Source organism: Silicimonas algicola (genome assembly GCF_003148765.1).
In the GTDB taxonomy this organism is placed as follows: domain Bacteria; phylum Pseudomonadota; class Alphaproteobacteria; order Rhodobacterales; family Rhodobacteraceae; genus Silicimonas; species Silicimonas algicola.
On sequence record NZ_QGGV01000005.1, the window covers coordinates 220,271 to 235,811 of the forward strand.

General features: G+C 65.3%; 17 protein-coding genes. 10 read left to right on the top strand and 7 right to left on the bottom strand.

Annotation, left to right across the window (positions count from 1 at the left end; all coding sequences use genetic code 11):
- Positions 1-10 precede the first annotated feature (10 nt).
- The gene (locus C8D95_RS12890) at positions 11-1,195 is read left to right on the top strand and encodes an amino acid aminotransferase (RefSeq protein WP_109759594.1); all 1,185 of its coding nucleotides are present in this window, start codon (positions 11-13) and stop codon (positions 1,193-1,195) included.
- 3 nt (positions 1,196-1,198) lie between these two features.
- Here the strand turns inward: C8D95_RS12890 and C8D95_RS12895 are convergent, their stop codons facing one another.
- The 3 genes from C8D95_RS12895 to C8D95_RS12905 all read right to left on the bottom strand — a co-directional run bounded on the left by C8D95_RS12895 (position 1,199) and on the right by C8D95_RS12905 (position 4,382).
- Positions 1,199-2,437: a bifunctional folylpolyglutamate synthase/dihydrofolate synthase gene (locus tag C8D95_RS12895; protein ID WP_206508543.1), complete on the bottom strand. Its 1,239-nt coding sequence runs from the start codon at positions 2,435-2,437 to the stop codon at positions 1,199-1,201.
- Positions 2,438-2,501: 64 nt separating this feature from the next.
- Positions 2,502-3,437: an acetyl-CoA carboxylase, carboxyltransferase subunit beta gene (gene accD, locus C8D95_RS12900; protein ID WP_109759596.1), complete on the bottom strand. Its 936-nt coding sequence runs from the start codon at positions 3,435-3,437 to the stop codon at positions 2,502-2,504.
- Between the two features lie 57 nt (positions 3,438-3,494).
- Entirely contained in the window at positions 3,495-4,382 is an 888-nt protein-coding gene (locus C8D95_RS12905) for a CPBP family intramembrane glutamic endopeptidase (RefSeq protein WP_164721746.1), read from the bottom strand.
- Between the two features lie 141 nt (positions 4,383-4,523).
- Here C8D95_RS12905 and ilvD point away from each other — a divergent pair, with 141 nt between their 5' ends.
- The 4 genes from ilvD (at position 4,524) to C8D95_RS12925 (ending at position 8,133) form a co-directional block, all read left to right on the top strand.
- Positions 4,524-6,290, top strand: a complete 1,767-nt coding sequence (gene ilvD, locus C8D95_RS12910; protein WP_109759598.1) for a dihydroxy-acid dehydratase — start codon at positions 4,524-4,526, stop codon at positions 6,288-6,290.
- Positions 6,271-6,870 carry a hypothetical protein gene (locus C8D95_RS12915; RefSeq protein ID WP_109759599.1) on the top strand — a complete coding sequence of 200 codons (600 nt, stop codon included), beginning with the start codon at positions 6,271-6,273 and terminating at the stop codon, positions 6,868-6,870. Before ilvD ends, C8D95_RS12915 begins: the two co-directional genes overlap by 20 nt.
- Positions 6,871-6,976: 106 nt before the next feature.
- On the top strand, positions 6,977-7,738 hold the full coding sequence (locus tag C8D95_RS12920; RefSeq protein WP_109759600.1) for a DUF6478 family protein: 762 nt from the start codon (positions 6,977-6,979) through the stop codon (positions 7,736-7,738).
- A 20-nt stretch (positions 7,739-7,758) separates the two neighbouring features.
- Positions 7,759-8,133, top strand: coding sequence for a hypothetical protein (locus tag C8D95_RS12925; RefSeq protein WP_338143068.1), 375 nt, complete (start codon positions 7,759-7,761; stop codon positions 8,131-8,133).
- Positions 8,134-8,139: 6 nt separating this feature from the next.
- Here the strand turns inward: C8D95_RS12925 and C8D95_RS12930 are convergent, their stop codons facing one another.
- From C8D95_RS12930 to C8D95_RS12940, 3 genes are all read right to left on the bottom strand, one after another.
- A complete protein-coding gene (locus C8D95_RS12930; protein WP_109759602.1) occupies positions 8,140-8,319 on the bottom strand; it encodes a zinc-finger domain-containing protein in 180 nt (59 codons plus the stop codon).
- A 96-nt stretch (positions 8,320-8,415) separates the two neighbouring features.
- Positions 8,416-8,793 carry an HIT domain-containing protein gene (locus C8D95_RS12935; RefSeq protein ID WP_109759603.1) on the bottom strand — a complete coding sequence of 126 codons (378 nt, stop codon included), beginning with the start codon at positions 8,791-8,793 and terminating at the stop codon, positions 8,416-8,418.
- A gap of 8 nt (positions 8,794-8,801) precedes the next feature.
- A complete protein-coding gene (locus C8D95_RS12940; RefSeq protein WP_109759604.1) occupies positions 8,802-10,379 on the bottom strand; it encodes a DUF5928 domain-containing protein in 1,578 nt (525 codons plus the stop codon).
- Between the two features lie 140 nt (positions 10,380-10,519).
- On the opposite strand from C8D95_RS12940, the gene C8D95_RS12945 reads away from it, so the two are divergent.
- The 5 genes from C8D95_RS12945 to C8D95_RS12965 all read left to right on the top strand — a co-directional run bounded on the left by C8D95_RS12945 (position 10,520) and on the right by C8D95_RS12965 (position 13,281).
- Entirely contained in the window at positions 10,520-11,323 is an 804-nt protein-coding gene (locus tag C8D95_RS12945) for a sulfotransferase family protein (RefSeq protein ID WP_109759605.1), read from the top strand.
- 221 nt (positions 11,324-11,544) lie between these two features.
- The gene (gene ihfB, locus C8D95_RS12950; RefSeq protein ID WP_109759606.1) at positions 11,545-11,826 is read left to right on the top strand and encodes an integration host factor subunit beta; all 282 of its coding nucleotides are present in this window, start codon (positions 11,545-11,547) and stop codon (positions 11,824-11,826) included.
- A 1-nt stretch (position 11,827) separates the two neighbouring features.
- Complete coding sequence (locus C8D95_RS12955) at positions 11,828-12,172, top strand: LapA family protein (protein ID WP_109759607.1); 345 nt, start codon at positions 11,828-11,830, stop codon at positions 12,170-12,172.
- Between the two features lie 21 nt (positions 12,173-12,193).
- Positions 12,194-12,835, top strand: a complete 642-nt coding sequence (locus C8D95_RS12960) for a phosphoribosylanthranilate isomerase (RefSeq protein ID WP_109759608.1) — start codon at positions 12,194-12,196, stop codon at positions 12,833-12,835.
- Positions 12,832-13,281: a GNAT family N-acetyltransferase gene (locus tag C8D95_RS12965; protein ID WP_109759609.1), complete on the top strand. Its 450-nt coding sequence runs from the start codon at positions 12,832-12,834 to the stop codon at positions 13,279-13,281. The genes C8D95_RS12960 and C8D95_RS12965 overlap by 4 nt, the downstream gene beginning before the upstream one ends.
- On the opposite strand, the gene C8D95_RS12970 is transcribed toward C8D95_RS12965, so the two are convergent.
- Positions 13,278-15,416 (bottom strand): transglycosylase domain-containing protein, encoded by a 2,139-nt coding sequence (locus C8D95_RS12970; protein ID WP_109759610.1) that lies wholly within the window; start codon positions 15,414-15,416, stop codon positions 13,278-13,280. The genes C8D95_RS12965 and C8D95_RS12970 overlap by 4 nt on opposite strands.
- Positions 15,417-15,541 lie beyond the last annotated feature (125 nt).

Consider the following 15,541-nt stretch of genomic DNA (forward strand, 5'->3'; position numbering starts at 1 on the left):
GGACCCTTTCATGCTGAGCGAACTGACCCCGCAACCCGCCGACAAGATCCTCGAGCTGATGCAGCTCTATCGGGACGACCCGCGCGAGGGAAAGGTCGACCTTGGCGTCGGCGTCTACAAGGATGCCGACGGTCGGACCCCGGTCATGCGTGCGGTCAAGGCGGCCGAGCGGCGGCTGGTCGAGACTCAGGAAACGAAGGCATACACAGGCCTCGCAGGCGACCCGGCCTTCACGGAGGCAATGCGGCGGCTCGTCCTCGGTGACGCCGTAGAGGCGGGACGGGTCGCTGTGGCGGCGACACCTGGCGGCACCGGGGCGATCCGGCAGGGCCTGGAGCTGATGCGCTATGCCGACAAGGATGCGACGATCTGGATCTCGTCGCCGACCTGGCCGAACCACCTGACCATCGTTAAGTATCTCGGCATCCCGATGCGCGAGTATCGCTATTTCGACGGCGAGTCCCGCGGCGTCGACTTCGCCGGCATGATGGAAGACCTCAAGGGCGTGAAGGCGGGCGATCTCGTCCTGCTGCACGGGTGTTGTCACAACCCGACCGGGGCGAACCTGACCGTCGAGGAGTGGGCTTCGGTCGCGGCGTTGCTCGAGGCGACCGGCGCGGTGCCCTTCATCGACATCGCCTACCAGGGCTTCGGCGACGGCCTGGACGCCGACGTCGAGGGGGTGCGCCTGCTTGCGGGACGTCTGCCCGAGATGGTGCTGGCCGCGTCGTGCTCGAAGAACTTCGGCGTCTACCGTGAACGGACGGGCGTCCTGATGACGGTGGCGCGGAACGGTGCCGACCGGGACAGCGCGCAGGCCACGCTCGCCTTCCTGAACCGGCAGAACTACTCCTTCCCGCCCGACCACGGCGCGCGAGTGGTACAGATGATCCTCGACGATGACGACCTTCGCGCCGACTGGCAGGAGGAGTTGGAGGACGTTCGCTTGGGGATGCTCGACCTTCGCCAGCAGCTTGCCGCCGAACTGCGCCAGCGGACCAACTCCGACCGCTTCGACTTCGTTGCGCAGCACAGGGGCATGTTCTCGCGCCTCGGATGCTCGCCCGAGCAGGTGATGGCGCTGAGAAAGGATCACGGCATCTACATGGTCGGCGACAGCCGCATCAACATCGCAGGTTTGAACGCGCGGACGGTGCCGGTTCTGGCGGAAGCTCTGGTCGCGGTCGGGGCCTGAGGCTCACCCGTTCTCGCGCAAGACCGATCCGGCGAGGTAGAGCGAACCGCAGATAAGGACACGCGCGCCTGGGTCCCGAGCCACGATGTCGGACAGTGCCTCGGCCACCGAGGCCGACACCGTTGCAGGAAGCCCCACGGCAGTCGCGGCGGCCGCTGTCTCCTCGGCGGGAAGCGTGGCGGTCTCGCCCGGGATCGCGACCGCGTGGAGGCTTGCGGCGACTTGTGCGAGGGGGCGAAGGTAGCCCGCGACGTCCTTCGTGGACAGCATTCCGCAAATCAGATGGGTCGGCCGGTCCGGCATCTGCTCGAGCGTTTCGGCCAGCGCGTCTCCCGCCGCAGGATTGTGCCCGCCGTCGAGCCAGAGTTCGGCCGTGCCAGCCGCCTCGACCAGCGGACCTGACGCGAGGCGTTGCATCCGCGCGGGCCAGAAGGCTCGGCTGACGGCGGCCTCAAGTGCGTCGTCTTCAAAACCGAGGTGACGAAGGGCCGCGAGCGCCATGCCGGCGTTGCCGATCTGGTGCGGGCCGCGCAGGTTCGGCAGGGGCAGGTCGACAAGCCCAGTCTCGTCCTGGAACACCAGGCGCCCGCGTTCCTCCCACACATGCCAGTGCTGACCGTGAGCAAGGACGGGAGCGTGGAAGAGCGCCGCCTCGGCTTCGATCACCGCGAGGCCCTCGTCGTGTTGGGGCCCGACGATGACCGGGACGCCCTTCTTGATGATCCCTGCCTTCTGATAGGCGATCTCGGCGATAGTCTCGCCCAGGAACGCCTGGTGATCGAGATCGACCTTGGTGATGATCGTCAAGCGCGGCTCGTCCACCACGTTCGTCGCGTCGTGGCGGCCGCCAAGCCCTACTTCCAGCAGTGTCCAGTCGGCGCGGGTGCGCGCGAAGGCGAGGAAGGCGGCGACGGTCGTGATCTCGAAATAGGTGATCGTCTCGCCGCCGTTGGCTTCGTAGACCTCGTCGAGAAGGCGCGTGAGATCGGGCTCCGAGATGATCTCGCCCGCGACGCGAATGCGTTCGTGGAAGCGGGCCAGGTGAGGCGAGGTGTAGGCATGCGCGGACTGACCTGCGCCTTCCAGCCCCGCCCGGATCATGGCCTGGGTCGACCCCTTTCCGTTCGTGCCCGCGACGTGGATCACGGGCGGCAGGTGCCGGTGCGGGTCGCCCACGGAAGCAAGACAGCGCCCCATCCGGTCGAGGGTGAGGTCGATCACCTTCGGATGCAGCCGCATCATCCGCTCGAGGATGGCGTCGGAGGTCACTGTCTGTGTCACGGTTTCCGAGGAACGCTGTGGCGCGTCACTTTCCTTCGGCAGCGTCGGGGGTCGAGGCGGGCAGGGCGGCCGGCGTCAATTCCGGCGCCGGCAGGTCGCCCTTCACCGCCGGCGACAGCCCGAGGAGCATCCGCACGATGGTCACGAGTTCGTCCTTCAGGTGCTTGCGATGCGTTACCCGGTCGAGCATCCCGTGATCGAGCAGGTATTCGGCGCGCTGAAAGCCCTCGGGCAGCTTCTCGCGGATGGTCTGCTCGATCACGCGGGGGCCGGCGAAGCAGATGAGCGCGTTCGGCTCGGCGATCTGGACATCGCCCAGCATCGCGTAGGAGGCGGTAACCCCGCCCGTCGTCGGGTGCGTCAGCACCACGATGTAGGGCAGGCCGGCTTCCTTCAGCATGTCGACGGCGATGGTGGTTCGCGGCATCTGCATCAGCGACAGGATGCCTTCCTGCATCCGGGCGCCGCCGGCGGCCGAAAAGAGGATGAGCGGGCGCTTGCGCTTCACCGCGCGCTCGGCGGCGGCGATGATGGCGTTGCCCACGTACATGCTCATCGAGCCGCCCATGAAACCGAAGTCCTGAACGGCGGCGACAACGGGCGTGCGCCCGATCTCGCCTTCGGCGACCAGCATCGCCTCTTTCTCGCCAGTCTCTCGCTGCGCGGATTTCAGACGCTCGGGGTACTTTTTCTGGTCGCGGAAGTTCAGCGGGTCCTGGATCGGCTGCGGCACCTCGACCTCGGCGAAGACGCCGTTGTCGAAGAGCGTCCTCAGGCGGTCCCGCGCCGAGATCGCCATGTGGTGATCGCAGTTCGTGCAGACGTTCAGGTTCTCCGCAAGTTCGCGGTGAAACAGCATCGTGCCGCATTCGGGGCACTTGGTCCAAAGGTTCTCAGGCACTTCCCGGCGCGAGAAGAGCGAATTGATCTTCGGACGGACGTAGTTCGAAATCCAGTTCATCAGCTTTTTTCGGCGCCTGCTCCGGGACCAGTTAAGCCGCGCGACGGGGAATTGCAATCAGCGGGACAGGAGACGCGCGGTCAGAATCCAAACCCCTACAAGGGCGGTCAGGTCCACGGCGATAAGGCGCGGATCGCTCAGGCCGGTCTCGAGCGCCACCGCCGAATGATAGAGGGCGAGCCCGCCGAGTGCGGGATCGGCGGCCACGACGAGGATGGCCATCGCGTTGTTCGCGAAGTGAATTCCCCAGGCCGCACCGATGCTTCCCGTCCGTGCCGTCAAATCGCCCGCCAGGACGCCAAAGAGTGTCGCGGCGCCGACATAGGTGAGGGCGACCTGCGGCCCCACGTCCGGAAGGTAGTGGAGCGCTCCGAAGAGGAGGGCGGGCAGGAGTAGCCACACGACCGGAGAGCGCAGTCGCGCCGCTAGCTGGCCCTGAAGGTAGCCGCGGAACAGCAGTTCCTCTGATCCGGTCTGTGCGGCGACGGCGATGAGGCCAAGGGGAAGCCAGAGCGCCCAGGTGCTCGCCGGAAGATTTGGCTCGACGTCCGGATAGACGGGGCGGCTGACGAGCGCGAGGATCACGGCGGCCCCCACGGTGACACCGACGCCGACGGCGAAGTGGCGCAGCGTACGTGGGGCGGGACCAACGAGGCTGCGGGCCGATCTCGCGTGCAGGTTTCGTGCCACGTAGATCGTGGCGAGGCCAGGACCGGCGTAGAGGCCGAGGAACACCACGGTCCCCGCAGGAGTGCCGGTCGAGAACAGGATGTCGAACCATGTCGCCGGCAGAGGCTCGCCGCGCATCACCGACAGCACGCCGGACAGCGCCAGGGCCCAAAGCACCGTAAGGCAGGCGACAAGGGCCAGCCCGACGGGCAGTCGCCAAAGCGCGGTACGCAGGCCGGTTCGCGTGAGGGACTGGCGGTAGCTCTGATAGGACACTCGACAGACCCTGCGTCTCGCGCGCCCCATCGTCAACGGGCGTTCGCCTCGGACGGCACAGGCTCACGCGAAACCCCGCTTGCGCTTGCCCCTCCCGAGCCGCAGAGCTATGGCTCGGGACGAAAATCGGGGAGGCGACACATGCTCAAAAACAACAGGTTCGACAAGTCGAGGCTGCCTAGCCGACACGTCACCGAAGGACCGGCCCGCGCGCCGCACAGATCGTATTACTACGCGATGGACCTCACCGAGGAGGACATCGCGCAGCCCTTCGTCGGCGTCGCCACCTGCTGGAACGAGGCCGCACCCTGCAACATTGCGCTCAACTGGCAGGCGCAGGCGGTGAAGACGGGGGTTAAGGCGGCCGGCGGTACTCCGCGCGAGTTCACCACGATCACCGTCACCGACGGGATTGCCATGGGGCATGAAGGAATGCGGTCGTCGCTGGCGTCGCGCGAGGCGATCGCCGACACCGTGGAATTGACGATGCGCGGGCACTGTTACGATGCACTTGTCGGTCTGGCCGGTTGCGACAAGTCGCTGCCTGGGATGATGATGGCGATGCTGCGTCTGAACGTGCCGTCGGTCTTCATGTACGGCGGCTCGATCCTGCCGGGCAAGGTGCCCGAGGGCGCGGACGTTCCCGCCGATTTCGCTTCGCGCGACCTGACGGTGCAGGACATGTTCGAGGCGGTCGGCCGTTACCAGGCGGGCGACGTGACGGACGCGCAGCTTGCCATCCTCGAGCGTGTCGCCTGCCCGTCAGCCGGGGCGTGCGGCGGCCAGTTCACCGCCAACACGATGGCCTGCGTGTCCGAGGCGATCGGGCTGGCGCTCCTGAACAGCTCGGGTATGCCCGCGCCCTACGAGAGCCGCGCGCAGTACGGCGAGGCTTCGGGCGCCGCCGTGATGAACCTGATCGAGAAGAACATCCGTGCCCGCGACGTCGTCACGCGCGAGGCGCTGGAAAACGCCGCCCGGGTCGTCGCCTGCACGGGCGGATCGACGAACGCGGGGCTGCACCTGCCGGCCATGGCGCACGAGGCGGGCATCGACTTCGACCTTTTCGACGTCTGCGACATCTTCCATGACACGCCCTATTTCGTGGACATGAAGCCGGGCGGCAAGTTCGTCGCCAAGGACCTCTACGAGGCGGGCGGGGTTCCGGTCGTGATGAAGGAACTGCGCAAGGCCGGGCTGATCCACGAGGATTGCATGACCGCCAGCGGCGAGACCATCGGCGTGGAGTTGGACAAGATCGACCGCGAGGCGGACGGCCGCGTCATCTACCCCATCGAAACGCCTATCACCAAGACGGGCGGCGTCGTCGGCCTGAAGGGTAACCTTGCCCCGGAAGGCGCCATCGTGAAGGTCGCCGGCATGAGCGAGGCCGAGCAGGTCTTCACCGGACCTGCTCGCGTCTTCGAGTGCGAGGAGGATGCCTTCGAGGCCGTGAAGGCTCGAACCTACAAGGAAGGCGAGGTTCTGGTGATCCGCAACGAGGGGCCGGCGGGCGGACCGGGGATGCGAGAGATGCTGGCGACCACCGCGGCACTGTCCGGTCAAGGCATGGGCAAGAAGGTGGCGCTTATCACCGACGGTCGTTTCTCGGGCGCGACGCGCGGGTTCTGCGTGGGCCACGTGGGCCCGGAGTCGGCCTATGGGGGACCGATCGCGCTTCTGAAGGACGGGGACGTCATCACCATCGACGCCGTCAAGGGCGAGATCTCGGTGGCGTTGTCGGACGACGAACTCGCGCAGCGGAAGGCGGCCTGGCCGGGTGCGCGCGCGACCAACTATCAGTCGGGCGCTCTCTGGAAGTACGCGCAGCTTGTCGGTTCGACGCGGCTTGGCGCGGTGACGCATCCGGGGGCCCGGGCCGAGACGCATGTCTACGCGGACCTCTAGTCTCGTCCTCTTTTCTGCTCTTGGGCTGACCGCTTGCGACGCGGGAGGCATCGTCTCCCGCGCGCCGACGCGGATCGTGCTCCCGGACGGTATCGTCGTCGCGGGCGCGGACGGCTGGTGCGTCGACACACGGTCGACGGGCGCATCGAGCGTGACGTCGGTCGTCGTCCTGGGAAGTTGCGCTGCCATTGGCGGCAAGGCAGAGGCGGCGAGCCCGGATGTGCCTGGGGTCGTGACGGTTTCGGTCACGTCCGGCGGGGGCGATGCGCCGTCGCCCGAGGAACTGGAGGCCTACTTCGTCACCGAGCGGGGACGCGCCGCACTGGCGCGGGACGGACAGCCGGGCAGCGTCCGCATTGTCGAGACGAGGCGGACAGGAAGTCTTCTCTTCCTTCACGCTCGGGACATGAGCGCGCTGCCAGGCGCGTCTGATGATGTGTGGAAAGCATTGTTCGATCTGGACGGCCGCGTCGTCTCGATCTCTCTCTTCGGGTTGGAAGATCGACCGATCGCGCGCGACGAGGGGCTTTCGACCTTGGCAGCGCAGGTGGACGAACTGAAGGCCGCGAACGACGGCTGAATTGTCCGATGATGTTATCCACAGCTTTGTGGACCTTCCTCCCGCTCCAGCGTTGCCTCTATATGCTGTGAGTTGCTACGATCTGGCCACAGCATTTGGACGTGTGATGCCCGGCCCGTTTTTAGGACTGATCGAACGAAATGCCCTGCGCAGATGGGACCGCGCGGTGCGTTCTCTCGACCGGCTCGAGGCTCGGGATCTGAAGGTCTTGCGCAACCAGGCACGGGCTCTGGGAAAGCGCATCGATCAGGTCCTGCACGCGGCCGAAGGGCGTCTTGCCCTGCCACTGGCCAATCAGGCGGCGATCCGTCGTCCGATGCACTCGGACTGGGCTTGGCGTCCAGAGTTGTGGTGCGGGCCTGTCCGAGGCGCGGGTCTGGCTTCCGTCGAGACCCGAGCCTCCGTCGGGACCGAAGCGAAGATCTTCCACGACTGCGCCCTGTCCGAGTTGTCGATCCGCCAGATTCGCAACACGCGGGCCGAGGACGTGGCCGCCTATGGCGTCCGGCTCGACGTCTTCCGCTTTGATGGCTCTTTCCTCAGCCTCGTCGTCGATCTGCCTCGCGCCGGAATTGCCGGCCTGTCGCGGCGGCATCTGATCCGGCTGGACATCAGGGTCGAGACCGAGAAGCCGCTGGAGATTTTCGGTCGCCTCAACGTCCGGCACGGTCCGAACGTCGAGCAACTCGTCCGCGAGTTCTCGGGATCGACGGGCGAGTTCTCGGTCGAGTTCGACCTTTCGGCGACGCGGATGAACGAAGCCCGGGTGGAACGGGCGTGGCTTGACTTGATTTTCGAAGGGCCCGAGATGAACCAGATCATCCTTCGGGACGTGACGCTCTCGCGTCGCCCCCGCGCCGAGATCTGAGGGGGGAGCCGGTGGCCGAGATGACACTGACGCGGATGCGCCTGGCCGAGGGGGTCTGGGAAGGGCTTCTGTCCGCGCGCGCCGCCACGGTGACACCGCGGCTTCGCATCCGACATCGCGACGAACTTGTGGGCGAGCCGGAGACTGTCGCCGCCCCAGCAGGCGAGGGCGGAGGGCCGCGCTGGCTGGTCCGGTTCCGCCTTCCCGTCGACCGCCTTTCGGACGGGGTGCAGACATTCGTGATCGAGGATGCCGCGACGGGCGACGCTCTGGCCCATGAGACGGTCGTCGCAGGCGAGATGCTGGACGATGACCTGCGGGCCGAGGTGTCGCTCCTCCGCGCCGAGCTCGATTTGCTCAAGCGGGCTTTCCGCAGGCATTGTTCCGAAGGCTAGGCGACGTCAGCCCTTGGCCAGGACGTAGCGCTTGTCGCAATAGCCGCATTCGACCCAGCCCAGCTTGGGATCGATGGAAAGCCAGACGCGCGGATGACCGAGCGCGCCCTCGCCGCCATCGCATGAGACGCGAGTCTGTGTCACGGTTTCGGTCTCGGGCGGTTGCGGTGCGGAATGGGCAGTCATGGATCGGTCCGGCCTCGTCTTTCGGTCCAGGCATAGTAGACGGAGGTGTGGAAGGGGCAAGAGCGGCAGTGTCGCAGATGCCCCCGCCCCGCCGTTTCAGTCGTCCTTCAGCATGCGCCCAAGCGGGCGGCCCGCGAGGATGTGCAAGTGGAAGTGCGGCACGTCCTGGACGCCGTGCCGACCGGAATTCGCGATGATGCGATAGCCGTCCCCCGCATCGGGCGAGACGCCGAGGTCGGCGCAGATCGAGCCGAACGTCCGCCAGAAGTCGACGATCTCGGCCTCGCTCGCCTCGGCCGCGAAGTGGTCGGCGGTGACGTAAAATCCCTTCGGGATCACCAGCACATGGTGCGGCGCCTGGGGAGCGATGTCGTCGAAGGCGAGCGTGTGCTCGGTCTCTATTACAGTCCGGTTCGGGATTTCGCCGCGAAGGATCTTCGCGAAGATATTCTGGTCGTCATAGGTGTAAGCCATGTCTGTCCTCAGTCGACGAAGAGATATTCGGTCGCAGCGATTTCGCGCGCCTTCGAAAGGTCGATGCCGAGGAAGCCCGCGAGCGGCTCGGCATTGTCCTCGGGATCGTTCTTCTCGCGGATGCGATAAAACTCGGGGAACTTCTGGTCACGAATAAGTTCGCTTTCGCGGAACACGTCGTTGCGGATCGTGGGCAGGAGGGTCCGGAACGTCTCGGCTGACGTGTGCTCGCCCGCCAGGCCGACGCGCTTGGCGTGGCCCTCGAGGTAATCGTCGGTGTAGTTGCACTCGATCTCGAGAAGCCGGGTCTCGCTGCGGTCGGAGTAGAAGTCGCGGAAGAGATCGATGTTCGCAGGGTCCAGGCAGATCAGGAGGCTGTCGGTCCCATAGTAATCGAACAGCATCCGCATCAGCGCGCGACGGTGGCGCGTCCGTTTCGCGAGTGTGGCCTGGATGCCGCCGAGGTCGGTCATCGGTGTGGCCTCCTCGTCGAAGAGATATTCGATTGTCGGCAGGTTCGAGACCTTGGCAATCCGGTCGAGCAGACGCTTGGCGACGTGCCACTTCTTGCAGGTGACGATCAGAAGCGATCTCTCTCGCCCGATGGTCGCGTCCTTCTCCCAGAAGCGTGGCGCAAAGCGCTCTCCGACGCGGCCCCGGCCGGTCAGGAAGGTAAAGAGTCGCCGGCCCTCATTCGAGACGCGGAAGCGGACACCGGTTTGGGTATAGAGGCGGCCGAGCTTCGCTTTCAGGTCGGTCGCCTCGGCGCTGATCTTGCGCGCGAAGAGAAAGTCCTGGGCCAGAAGAAGGTCGTAGTGATCGTTGTAGAAGGTTACCGGCATCCCATAGTCGGTGAACATCAGGAAGGTCAGCGTGCGGTTGTCGATCTGGTTTTCCGGTACGAGGTGGCGGACCAGGGTCTGGAAGAACGTCTCGTCGGGGATCCAGGTCGTCTTGAAGAAGCGGACGACGTCGCGGCGCTCGCGGATGAAGTCGAGAATCGCCTCGACGGTCTGACGGCGCAGGCACCACCACTGGCTTCCGATCATCATCTGGATGTCGCGCGGCACGCGCCGCGTCAGGCCGAGGCGCTTCTGGATCGCATGACTGCCGTAAAAGAGCCTGGGCTGCGTCCTCTCGTTGAACCAGTGCCGATAGATCAGGCGCTCTTCCTTGAAGCCGGTCTTGATCCAGTCGGAGTCGTGGAAGTCGAAGCTCTCGATGAAGTCGGCGTCGCGGCGGTCCAGAAAGTCGCGCGAGTACTCCGCCGTCTTGATCGGCATGCAGTCGCCTGAAAGCATGTAGAAGTGCGTCGCGCGCGGAAAAGCCTCCACGGCGGCCTCCACGGCGGCAAGTGTGGCGCCCACAAGGCTCCATTCGCCCCATCCACATTTCTGGCGGCGTCGGGGGAAGGCGACCCTTGGATTTTCGGACAGCGCCTCGCGCAGTCTGTCGTAGTCGCCGCGAGGCGACCGGGCGTCAAAATGGATCGCCATGGCATCGCCTGTCGCGGTCAGGCGGGTGGCCTGCGCGATGATCGACTCCACGTCCTTGTGGCAAAGAAGAATATAGGCGATTTGCGCCACTGTTCCGCCCGTCACCTGCCCTTGTGCCCGCGTCTTCGGTCTAACCCGAGTCGGAGGATTGAAGAAACCTCGGAAGTTTGCTTTTTTCCCGCCACGCTCCGGTGCATTACAGCGGGAAGCGGAATGGAAGGGTTTCGGCGGTGGGTTTCCCCGGCACATGGATGACCGAAAGCAAGAGCGTCGTCTATCGCGTGGTGCCGAAGTGTGCCTGCTCGACCATCGGCCAGATCATGTACTTCTCGGATCACGGGCATTTCTACGACGGCGACATCCACGACGCCCGCGAGGGGATCCACAAATGGGCGCAGGACGAAAGCCAGTCCGCGATCATGGACGCCGTGCGGAGCAAGGGCACGTTCGCCTTCACTTGCGTGCGAAACCCCTACACCCGCATCCTCTCGTCGTTCTTCGACAAGATTTGCGGGGTCCAGAGGAACGGCCAGCGCTATCGCGGCAGCCTGATCCCGCAACTCGCACAGCAATACGGGATCGAGGTCGAGGGCGACTTCGACCAGATCGCCATGTTCCGCCGCTTTCTTCTGTTCGCGCGCGACACGATCCGGTTCCGCAAGCCGATGGACCCCGACATCCACTGGTCGGCTCAGGCCGGCCACGTCTCGACCTTCGTGGCGAACGGGGGGCACTATGGCCGCATCTTCTGGACCGAGAAGTTCGACGAGGGAATGCAGGACGTGCTGAACAGCATCCACGTCAAGGTGCCGGTCGATCTGGCCTCGATTCCGCGCTTCAACGAGAGTGAGGGACACGGCCCGAGGCGCGCCCACCCAGTGGAGGACTTCTTCGACGATCTGGCAAAGCACCTGATCTGGGAGATCTACAAGCGCGACTTCGAGCTCTTCCGTTATGACTTCGAGAACCCGGGAAACCCCATGCCGCTTGGCGAGATCGACCTCGACGAGGTTCACCGCAGGCTGGCGGGGTAGACCCCTCCGAATCGGGCCAAAGCTGCGGCGCAGCAAGTCGCCAAGGCGGTCGAAGTGTCGGAAACGAGGCTCGGCTTTGCGTATTTCCCCCTCGTATTCAGCCGTTTAGTCGCATTTATCCCCGTGAAATTGACGCAAGTCTTGTTTCGTGCAGCGCGGTTTGGGCCTATAGTCCCCGTGTTCGAAGCCGCGGATAACGACGGCACTAATGGGGGGACCTCATGATCAGATCCGAGTTGGTGCAGAAGATCGCTGACGAGAACCCTCATCTGTATCAGCGCGACGTCGAGCGGATCGTGGCCACGATCTTCGACGAGATCATCGAGGCGATGGCGCGCGGCGACCGGGTTGAGCTTCGTGGCTTCGGCGCCTTCTCGGTCAAGAAGCGTGATGGACGTGTCGGACGGAACCCGCGCACGGGCGACAGCGTAGAGGTCGAAGAGAAGCATGTTCCGTTCTTCAAGACGGGCAAGCTTTTGCGGGACCGACTGAACGGGAAGTGACATGCGCCTGATCAAGCTGATCGTCCTGGCCCTGATCGCGATCGTCATGATCGTGGTGGCCGTGGCTAACATCCAACCTCTGACACTCAGGCTTCTGCCCGATGACCTGGCGCGTCTTCTCGGCTTCAACTGGGAAGCAACGCTGCCGGCGTTCGCCTATCTTCTCATGGCCGCTATCGTCGGCCTTCTCTTCGGCTTCGTGTGGGAATGGGTGCGAGAGCACAAGCATCGCGCCACGGCCGTGCAGGAACGGCGCGAGCGGGTGCGGCTTGAACAGGAAGTGCAGCGCGTCTCTCCCTCGCCGGAAAAGGGCGATGACGTCCTCGCGCTGCTTGAGGGTCGCTGACGGGCGCGCTAGACCGCGCCCATGCAATCCACCGTCCGCGTCAAGATTTGCGGTCTCAGGACCCCCGAAGCCGTCGCCGCCGCAGCGGAGGCGGGGGCGTCCTATGTGGGATTCGTGTTCTTCCCCAGGTCGCCGCGCGCCCTGACGCCTGACGAGGCGCGCGCACTGTCCGTCGACGTACCCTCCGGTGTCGCCAAGGTCGGGCTCCTCGTCGATGCAGACGACGCGCTTCTCGACGACATCGACCGCCTGGTGCCGCTGGACATGCTTCAGCTACACGGCAGCGAGACGCCCGAGCGTGTGGCCGAAGTGCGCACGCGCTATGGACTGCCCGTGATGAAGGCGATCGGAATCGCAGATGCGGCCGACCTGTCGCTGCTCGACGATTTCGCCGGTGTCGCGGACCAGATCCTTGTCGACGCGAAACCTCCGACCGCGGGCGCGCTGCCGGGCGGGAACGGTCTGTCCTTCGACTGGCGCCTGATTGCAAACCGTCGCTGGTCCTTGCCCTGGATGCTGGCCGGCGGGCTGACGCCTTCGAATGTCGCGGAAGCCGTCGCACTGACGGGTGCGCCGCAGGTGGATGTTTCATCTGGTGTCGAGAGCGCGCCGGGCGTCAAGGACCTGAGCCTCATCAAGGCTTTCGTGGACGCACTCCGGTGAGCGTGACGTTCCGCGAGGCTGCCGAGGGCGATCTGCCTGCCGTGGTCGACCTTCTCACGGATGACGCGCTCGGGAGGGGTCGCGAAGGGGGCGACCTCGTTCGTTACCGGGATGCGTTCCGCACCATGGCGCGAGACGGTTTCAACCGGCTGATCGTCGGTCAGGACGATGCGGGTCGTATCGTCGCCACCTATCAGCTGACGATCATTCACGGCATCTCATTGAACGCCGCGACGCGCGCGCAGATCGAAGGGGTGCGCGTGGCGACCGACCTGCGGGGCGGCGGGATCGGTGCTGCGCTTCTGGCCGACGCCGAAGCGCGGGCCAGGGCCGGCGGTGCAACGCTCCTTCAGTTCACGACGAATCGCGTCCGCGACCGCGCACACGACTTCTATCGCCGCGCGGGCTACGAGGACACGCACATCGGCTTCAAGAAGACCCTTTAGCGCGACCCGAAGAGTTCGTTCAGGATGTTGATGATGACACGCTCGGTCTGATTTCCGGGCTGGTTTCGCGTCGGCTGCTGGCGCCGTGGCTCGGCCTGTTGAGCGACCGCCTGAGGCGCTTCCATCGGAAGCTCATGCACGGGAAGCCCCTCGTGGACGCGGGTCATCACCTCGTGCCAGATCTCGGCAGGCAAACCCCCGCCTGTTACGCCGGTCAGGGGCGTGTTGTCGTCGTATCCCATCCAGACGCCTGCGACATAGTCGGCCGTGAACCCGACGAACCACGCATCCCGCGACGCGCTGGTCGTGCCCGTCTTGCCCGCTGCGGGCCGCCCCTCGAGCCGTGCCCGCGTTCCAGTCCCGACTTCCATCGCCTGGTGCATCATGAAGGTGAGCTGGCGGGCCGCGCCTTCCTGGATGACGCGCTCGCCGATGCCGCCTTCCTGGACCAGAAGCGGCTTCTCCTCGCCCTTGAGCCGCAGCTCGATCAGTCCGTAGGGATCGACGGAGGAGCCTCCGTTCAGGATGCCCGCATAGGCGCGCGTCATTTCGAGAAGGGTCGATTCGGACGAGCCAAGCGCCACGGCAGGCCCGACCGCGATATCGCTTGCCAGTCCGAAGTCGGCGGCGATCTTGACGACGGCCTCGCGGCCGACCCGCTCGAAGACCTTGACGGCGGGAATGTTCAGCGATTGCGCCAGGGCCTGCGTCAGCGTGACCGTACCCGCGAAGGTGCGGGTATAGTTCTCGGGACACCATTCGCCCGATCCCGGCACGTCGAGGCAGTAGGGTTCGTCTCGAACGGTCGTGTTCGGGGGAAAGCCCATATCCAGTGCTGCAGCATAGACGAAAGGCTTGAACGCCGAGCCGGTCTGGCGTTTCGCCTGAATTGCCCGGTTGAACTGACCCGCGACACCCTTGAACTTGCGGCCGCCCACCATGGCGCGCACCGCGCCGTCGGCAGACATCACGACAATGGCTGCCTGCGCTTCGGAGCCGTCGCGGACCTTGTTGTCGAAGATGTACTGAAGACCTTCCTCGGCCGCCTTCTGGATCCGCTGGTCGAAGGTGGTTTGAATGACCACGTCCTCGGTCGTCTCCTCGGTCAGGAAGGTCGGCCCCATGTCCATGACCCAATCGGCGAAATAGCCCCCTGCGCGCGCCTCGGCCGCTTCGGACAGGGTCGCGGGCGTGCGGCGGGCCTCCTCGGCCTCTGCGGCAGTCAGGTAGCCCTGCTCTTCCATCAGCTTGACGATGGTGGCCGCACGGTCCCGGCTGAGTTGAAGGTTCGCGGTCGGAGCATAGCGGCTTGGCGCCTTCAGAAGACCGGCGAGCATCGCCGCCTCGGATGGCAGAAGCTCGTTCGCCGACCTGCCGAAATAGCGCTGCGCCGCCGCTTCGAAGCCGCGCGCGCCGGCGCCCAGATAGGCGCGGTTGAGGTAGATCGAAAGGATGTCATCTTTCGAATATCGCAACTCCATCGCCATGGCATAGACGGCTTCCTTGACCTTGCGGCCCAGAGTCGTTCGACGACATTCGGTCTCGTACTCGGCCTCGGTCATCCCGCTTTCCGGGCTATAGGGCACGCCGAGGCAGAGAAGCTTAGCGACCTGCTGCGTGATCGTAGAGCCGCCGTTGCCCGACAAAGGTCCGCGCCCCTCGGCGAGGTTGATGCGGACGGCGCTGGCGATGCCGCGAGGCGAAAGGCCGAAGTGCCCGTAGAACCGCTTGTCCTCGGTCGCAACGACTGCGTTACGCAGGTGGGGTGACACCGTATCCGCGCTGATCTGGCCACCGAACTGCTCGCCCCGCCAGGCGAACACCTTGTTATCGCGGTCAAGAAGCGTAACAGAACCGCGCGAGCGCCCGTCGACAAGCGCACTGACCGGAGGCAGGGTCGCTGCATAATAGATGACGGCCAAGGCTGTCACGATGAGGACCAGCGCGCCGACGCGCCAGCCCACGCCCCAGACAAGACGAACAACCGCACGGAAAAGCCAGACCACAGGATTGCGGCTCGCCGCGCGGACGCGGCGCGGCTTCTTGGCTCGCGCTGGTGCGGGCTTCGATTTCGGTTTGCGCGAAGTCGCGCGCTTGTCGGCGACCAAGGGCCGCTTCCCGTTCGAGCTACTCATACGCCCGGTCCATTGTTCCTGCCTCGGAGGCCAACATAATGCGAAGACTCCCCGAAGTGGAGCGGCAAACGTGCAGAGGTCGGGGACACGCTCATCCTCATGTCGCACAAAAATTAATCAAAGCA

Bases quoted from the DNA above. Each gene is read 5' to 3' on its own strand.
- C8D95_RS12890 (WP_109759594.1), top strand. From the start codon at position 11: ATGCTGAGCGAACTGACCCCGCAACCCGCCGACAAGATCCTCGAGCTG.
- C8D95_RS12895 (WP_206508543.1), bottom strand. From the start codon at position 2,437: ATGATGCGGCTGCATCCGAAGGTGATCGACCTCACCCTCGACCGGATG.
- accD (WP_109759596.1), bottom strand. From the start codon at position 3,437: ATGAACTGGATTTCGAACTACGTCCGTCCGAAGATCAATTCGCTCTTC.
- ilvD (WP_109759598.1), top strand. From the start codon at position 4,524: ATGCTCAAAAACAACAGGTTCGACAAGTCGAGGCTGCCTAGCCGACAC.
- C8D95_RS12915 (WP_109759599.1), top strand. From the start codon at position 6,271: ATGTCTACGCGGACCTCTAGTCTCGTCCTCTTTTCTGCTCTTGGGCTG.
- C8D95_RS12920 (WP_109759600.1), top strand. From the start codon at position 6,977: ATGCCCGGCCCGTTTTTAGGACTGATCGAACGAAATGCCCTGCGCAGA.
- C8D95_RS12925 (WP_338143068.1), top strand. From the start codon at position 7,759: ATGACACTGACGCGGATGCGCCTGGCCGAGGGGGTCTGGGAAGGGCTT.
- C8D95_RS12930 (WP_109759602.1), bottom strand. From the start codon at position 8,319: ATGACTGCCCATTCCGCACCGCAACCGCCCGAGACCGAAACCGTGACA.
- C8D95_RS12935 (WP_109759603.1), bottom strand. From the start codon at position 8,793: ATGGCTTACACCTATGACGACCAGAATATCTTCGCGAAGATCCTTCGC.
- ihfB (WP_109759606.1), top strand. From the start codon at position 11,545: ATGATCAGATCCGAGTTGGTGCAGAAGATCGCTGACGAGAACCCTCAT.
- C8D95_RS12955 (WP_109759607.1), top strand. From the start codon at position 11,828: ATGCGCCTGATCAAGCTGATCGTCCTGGCCCTGATCGCGATCGTCATG.
- C8D95_RS12960 (WP_109759608.1), top strand. From the start codon at position 12,194: ATGCAATCCACCGTCCGCGTCAAGATTTGCGGTCTCAGGACCCCCGAA.
- C8D95_RS12970 (WP_109759610.1), bottom strand. From the start codon at position 15,416: ATGAGTAGCTCGAACGGGAAGCGGCCCTTGGTCGCCGACAAGCGCGCG.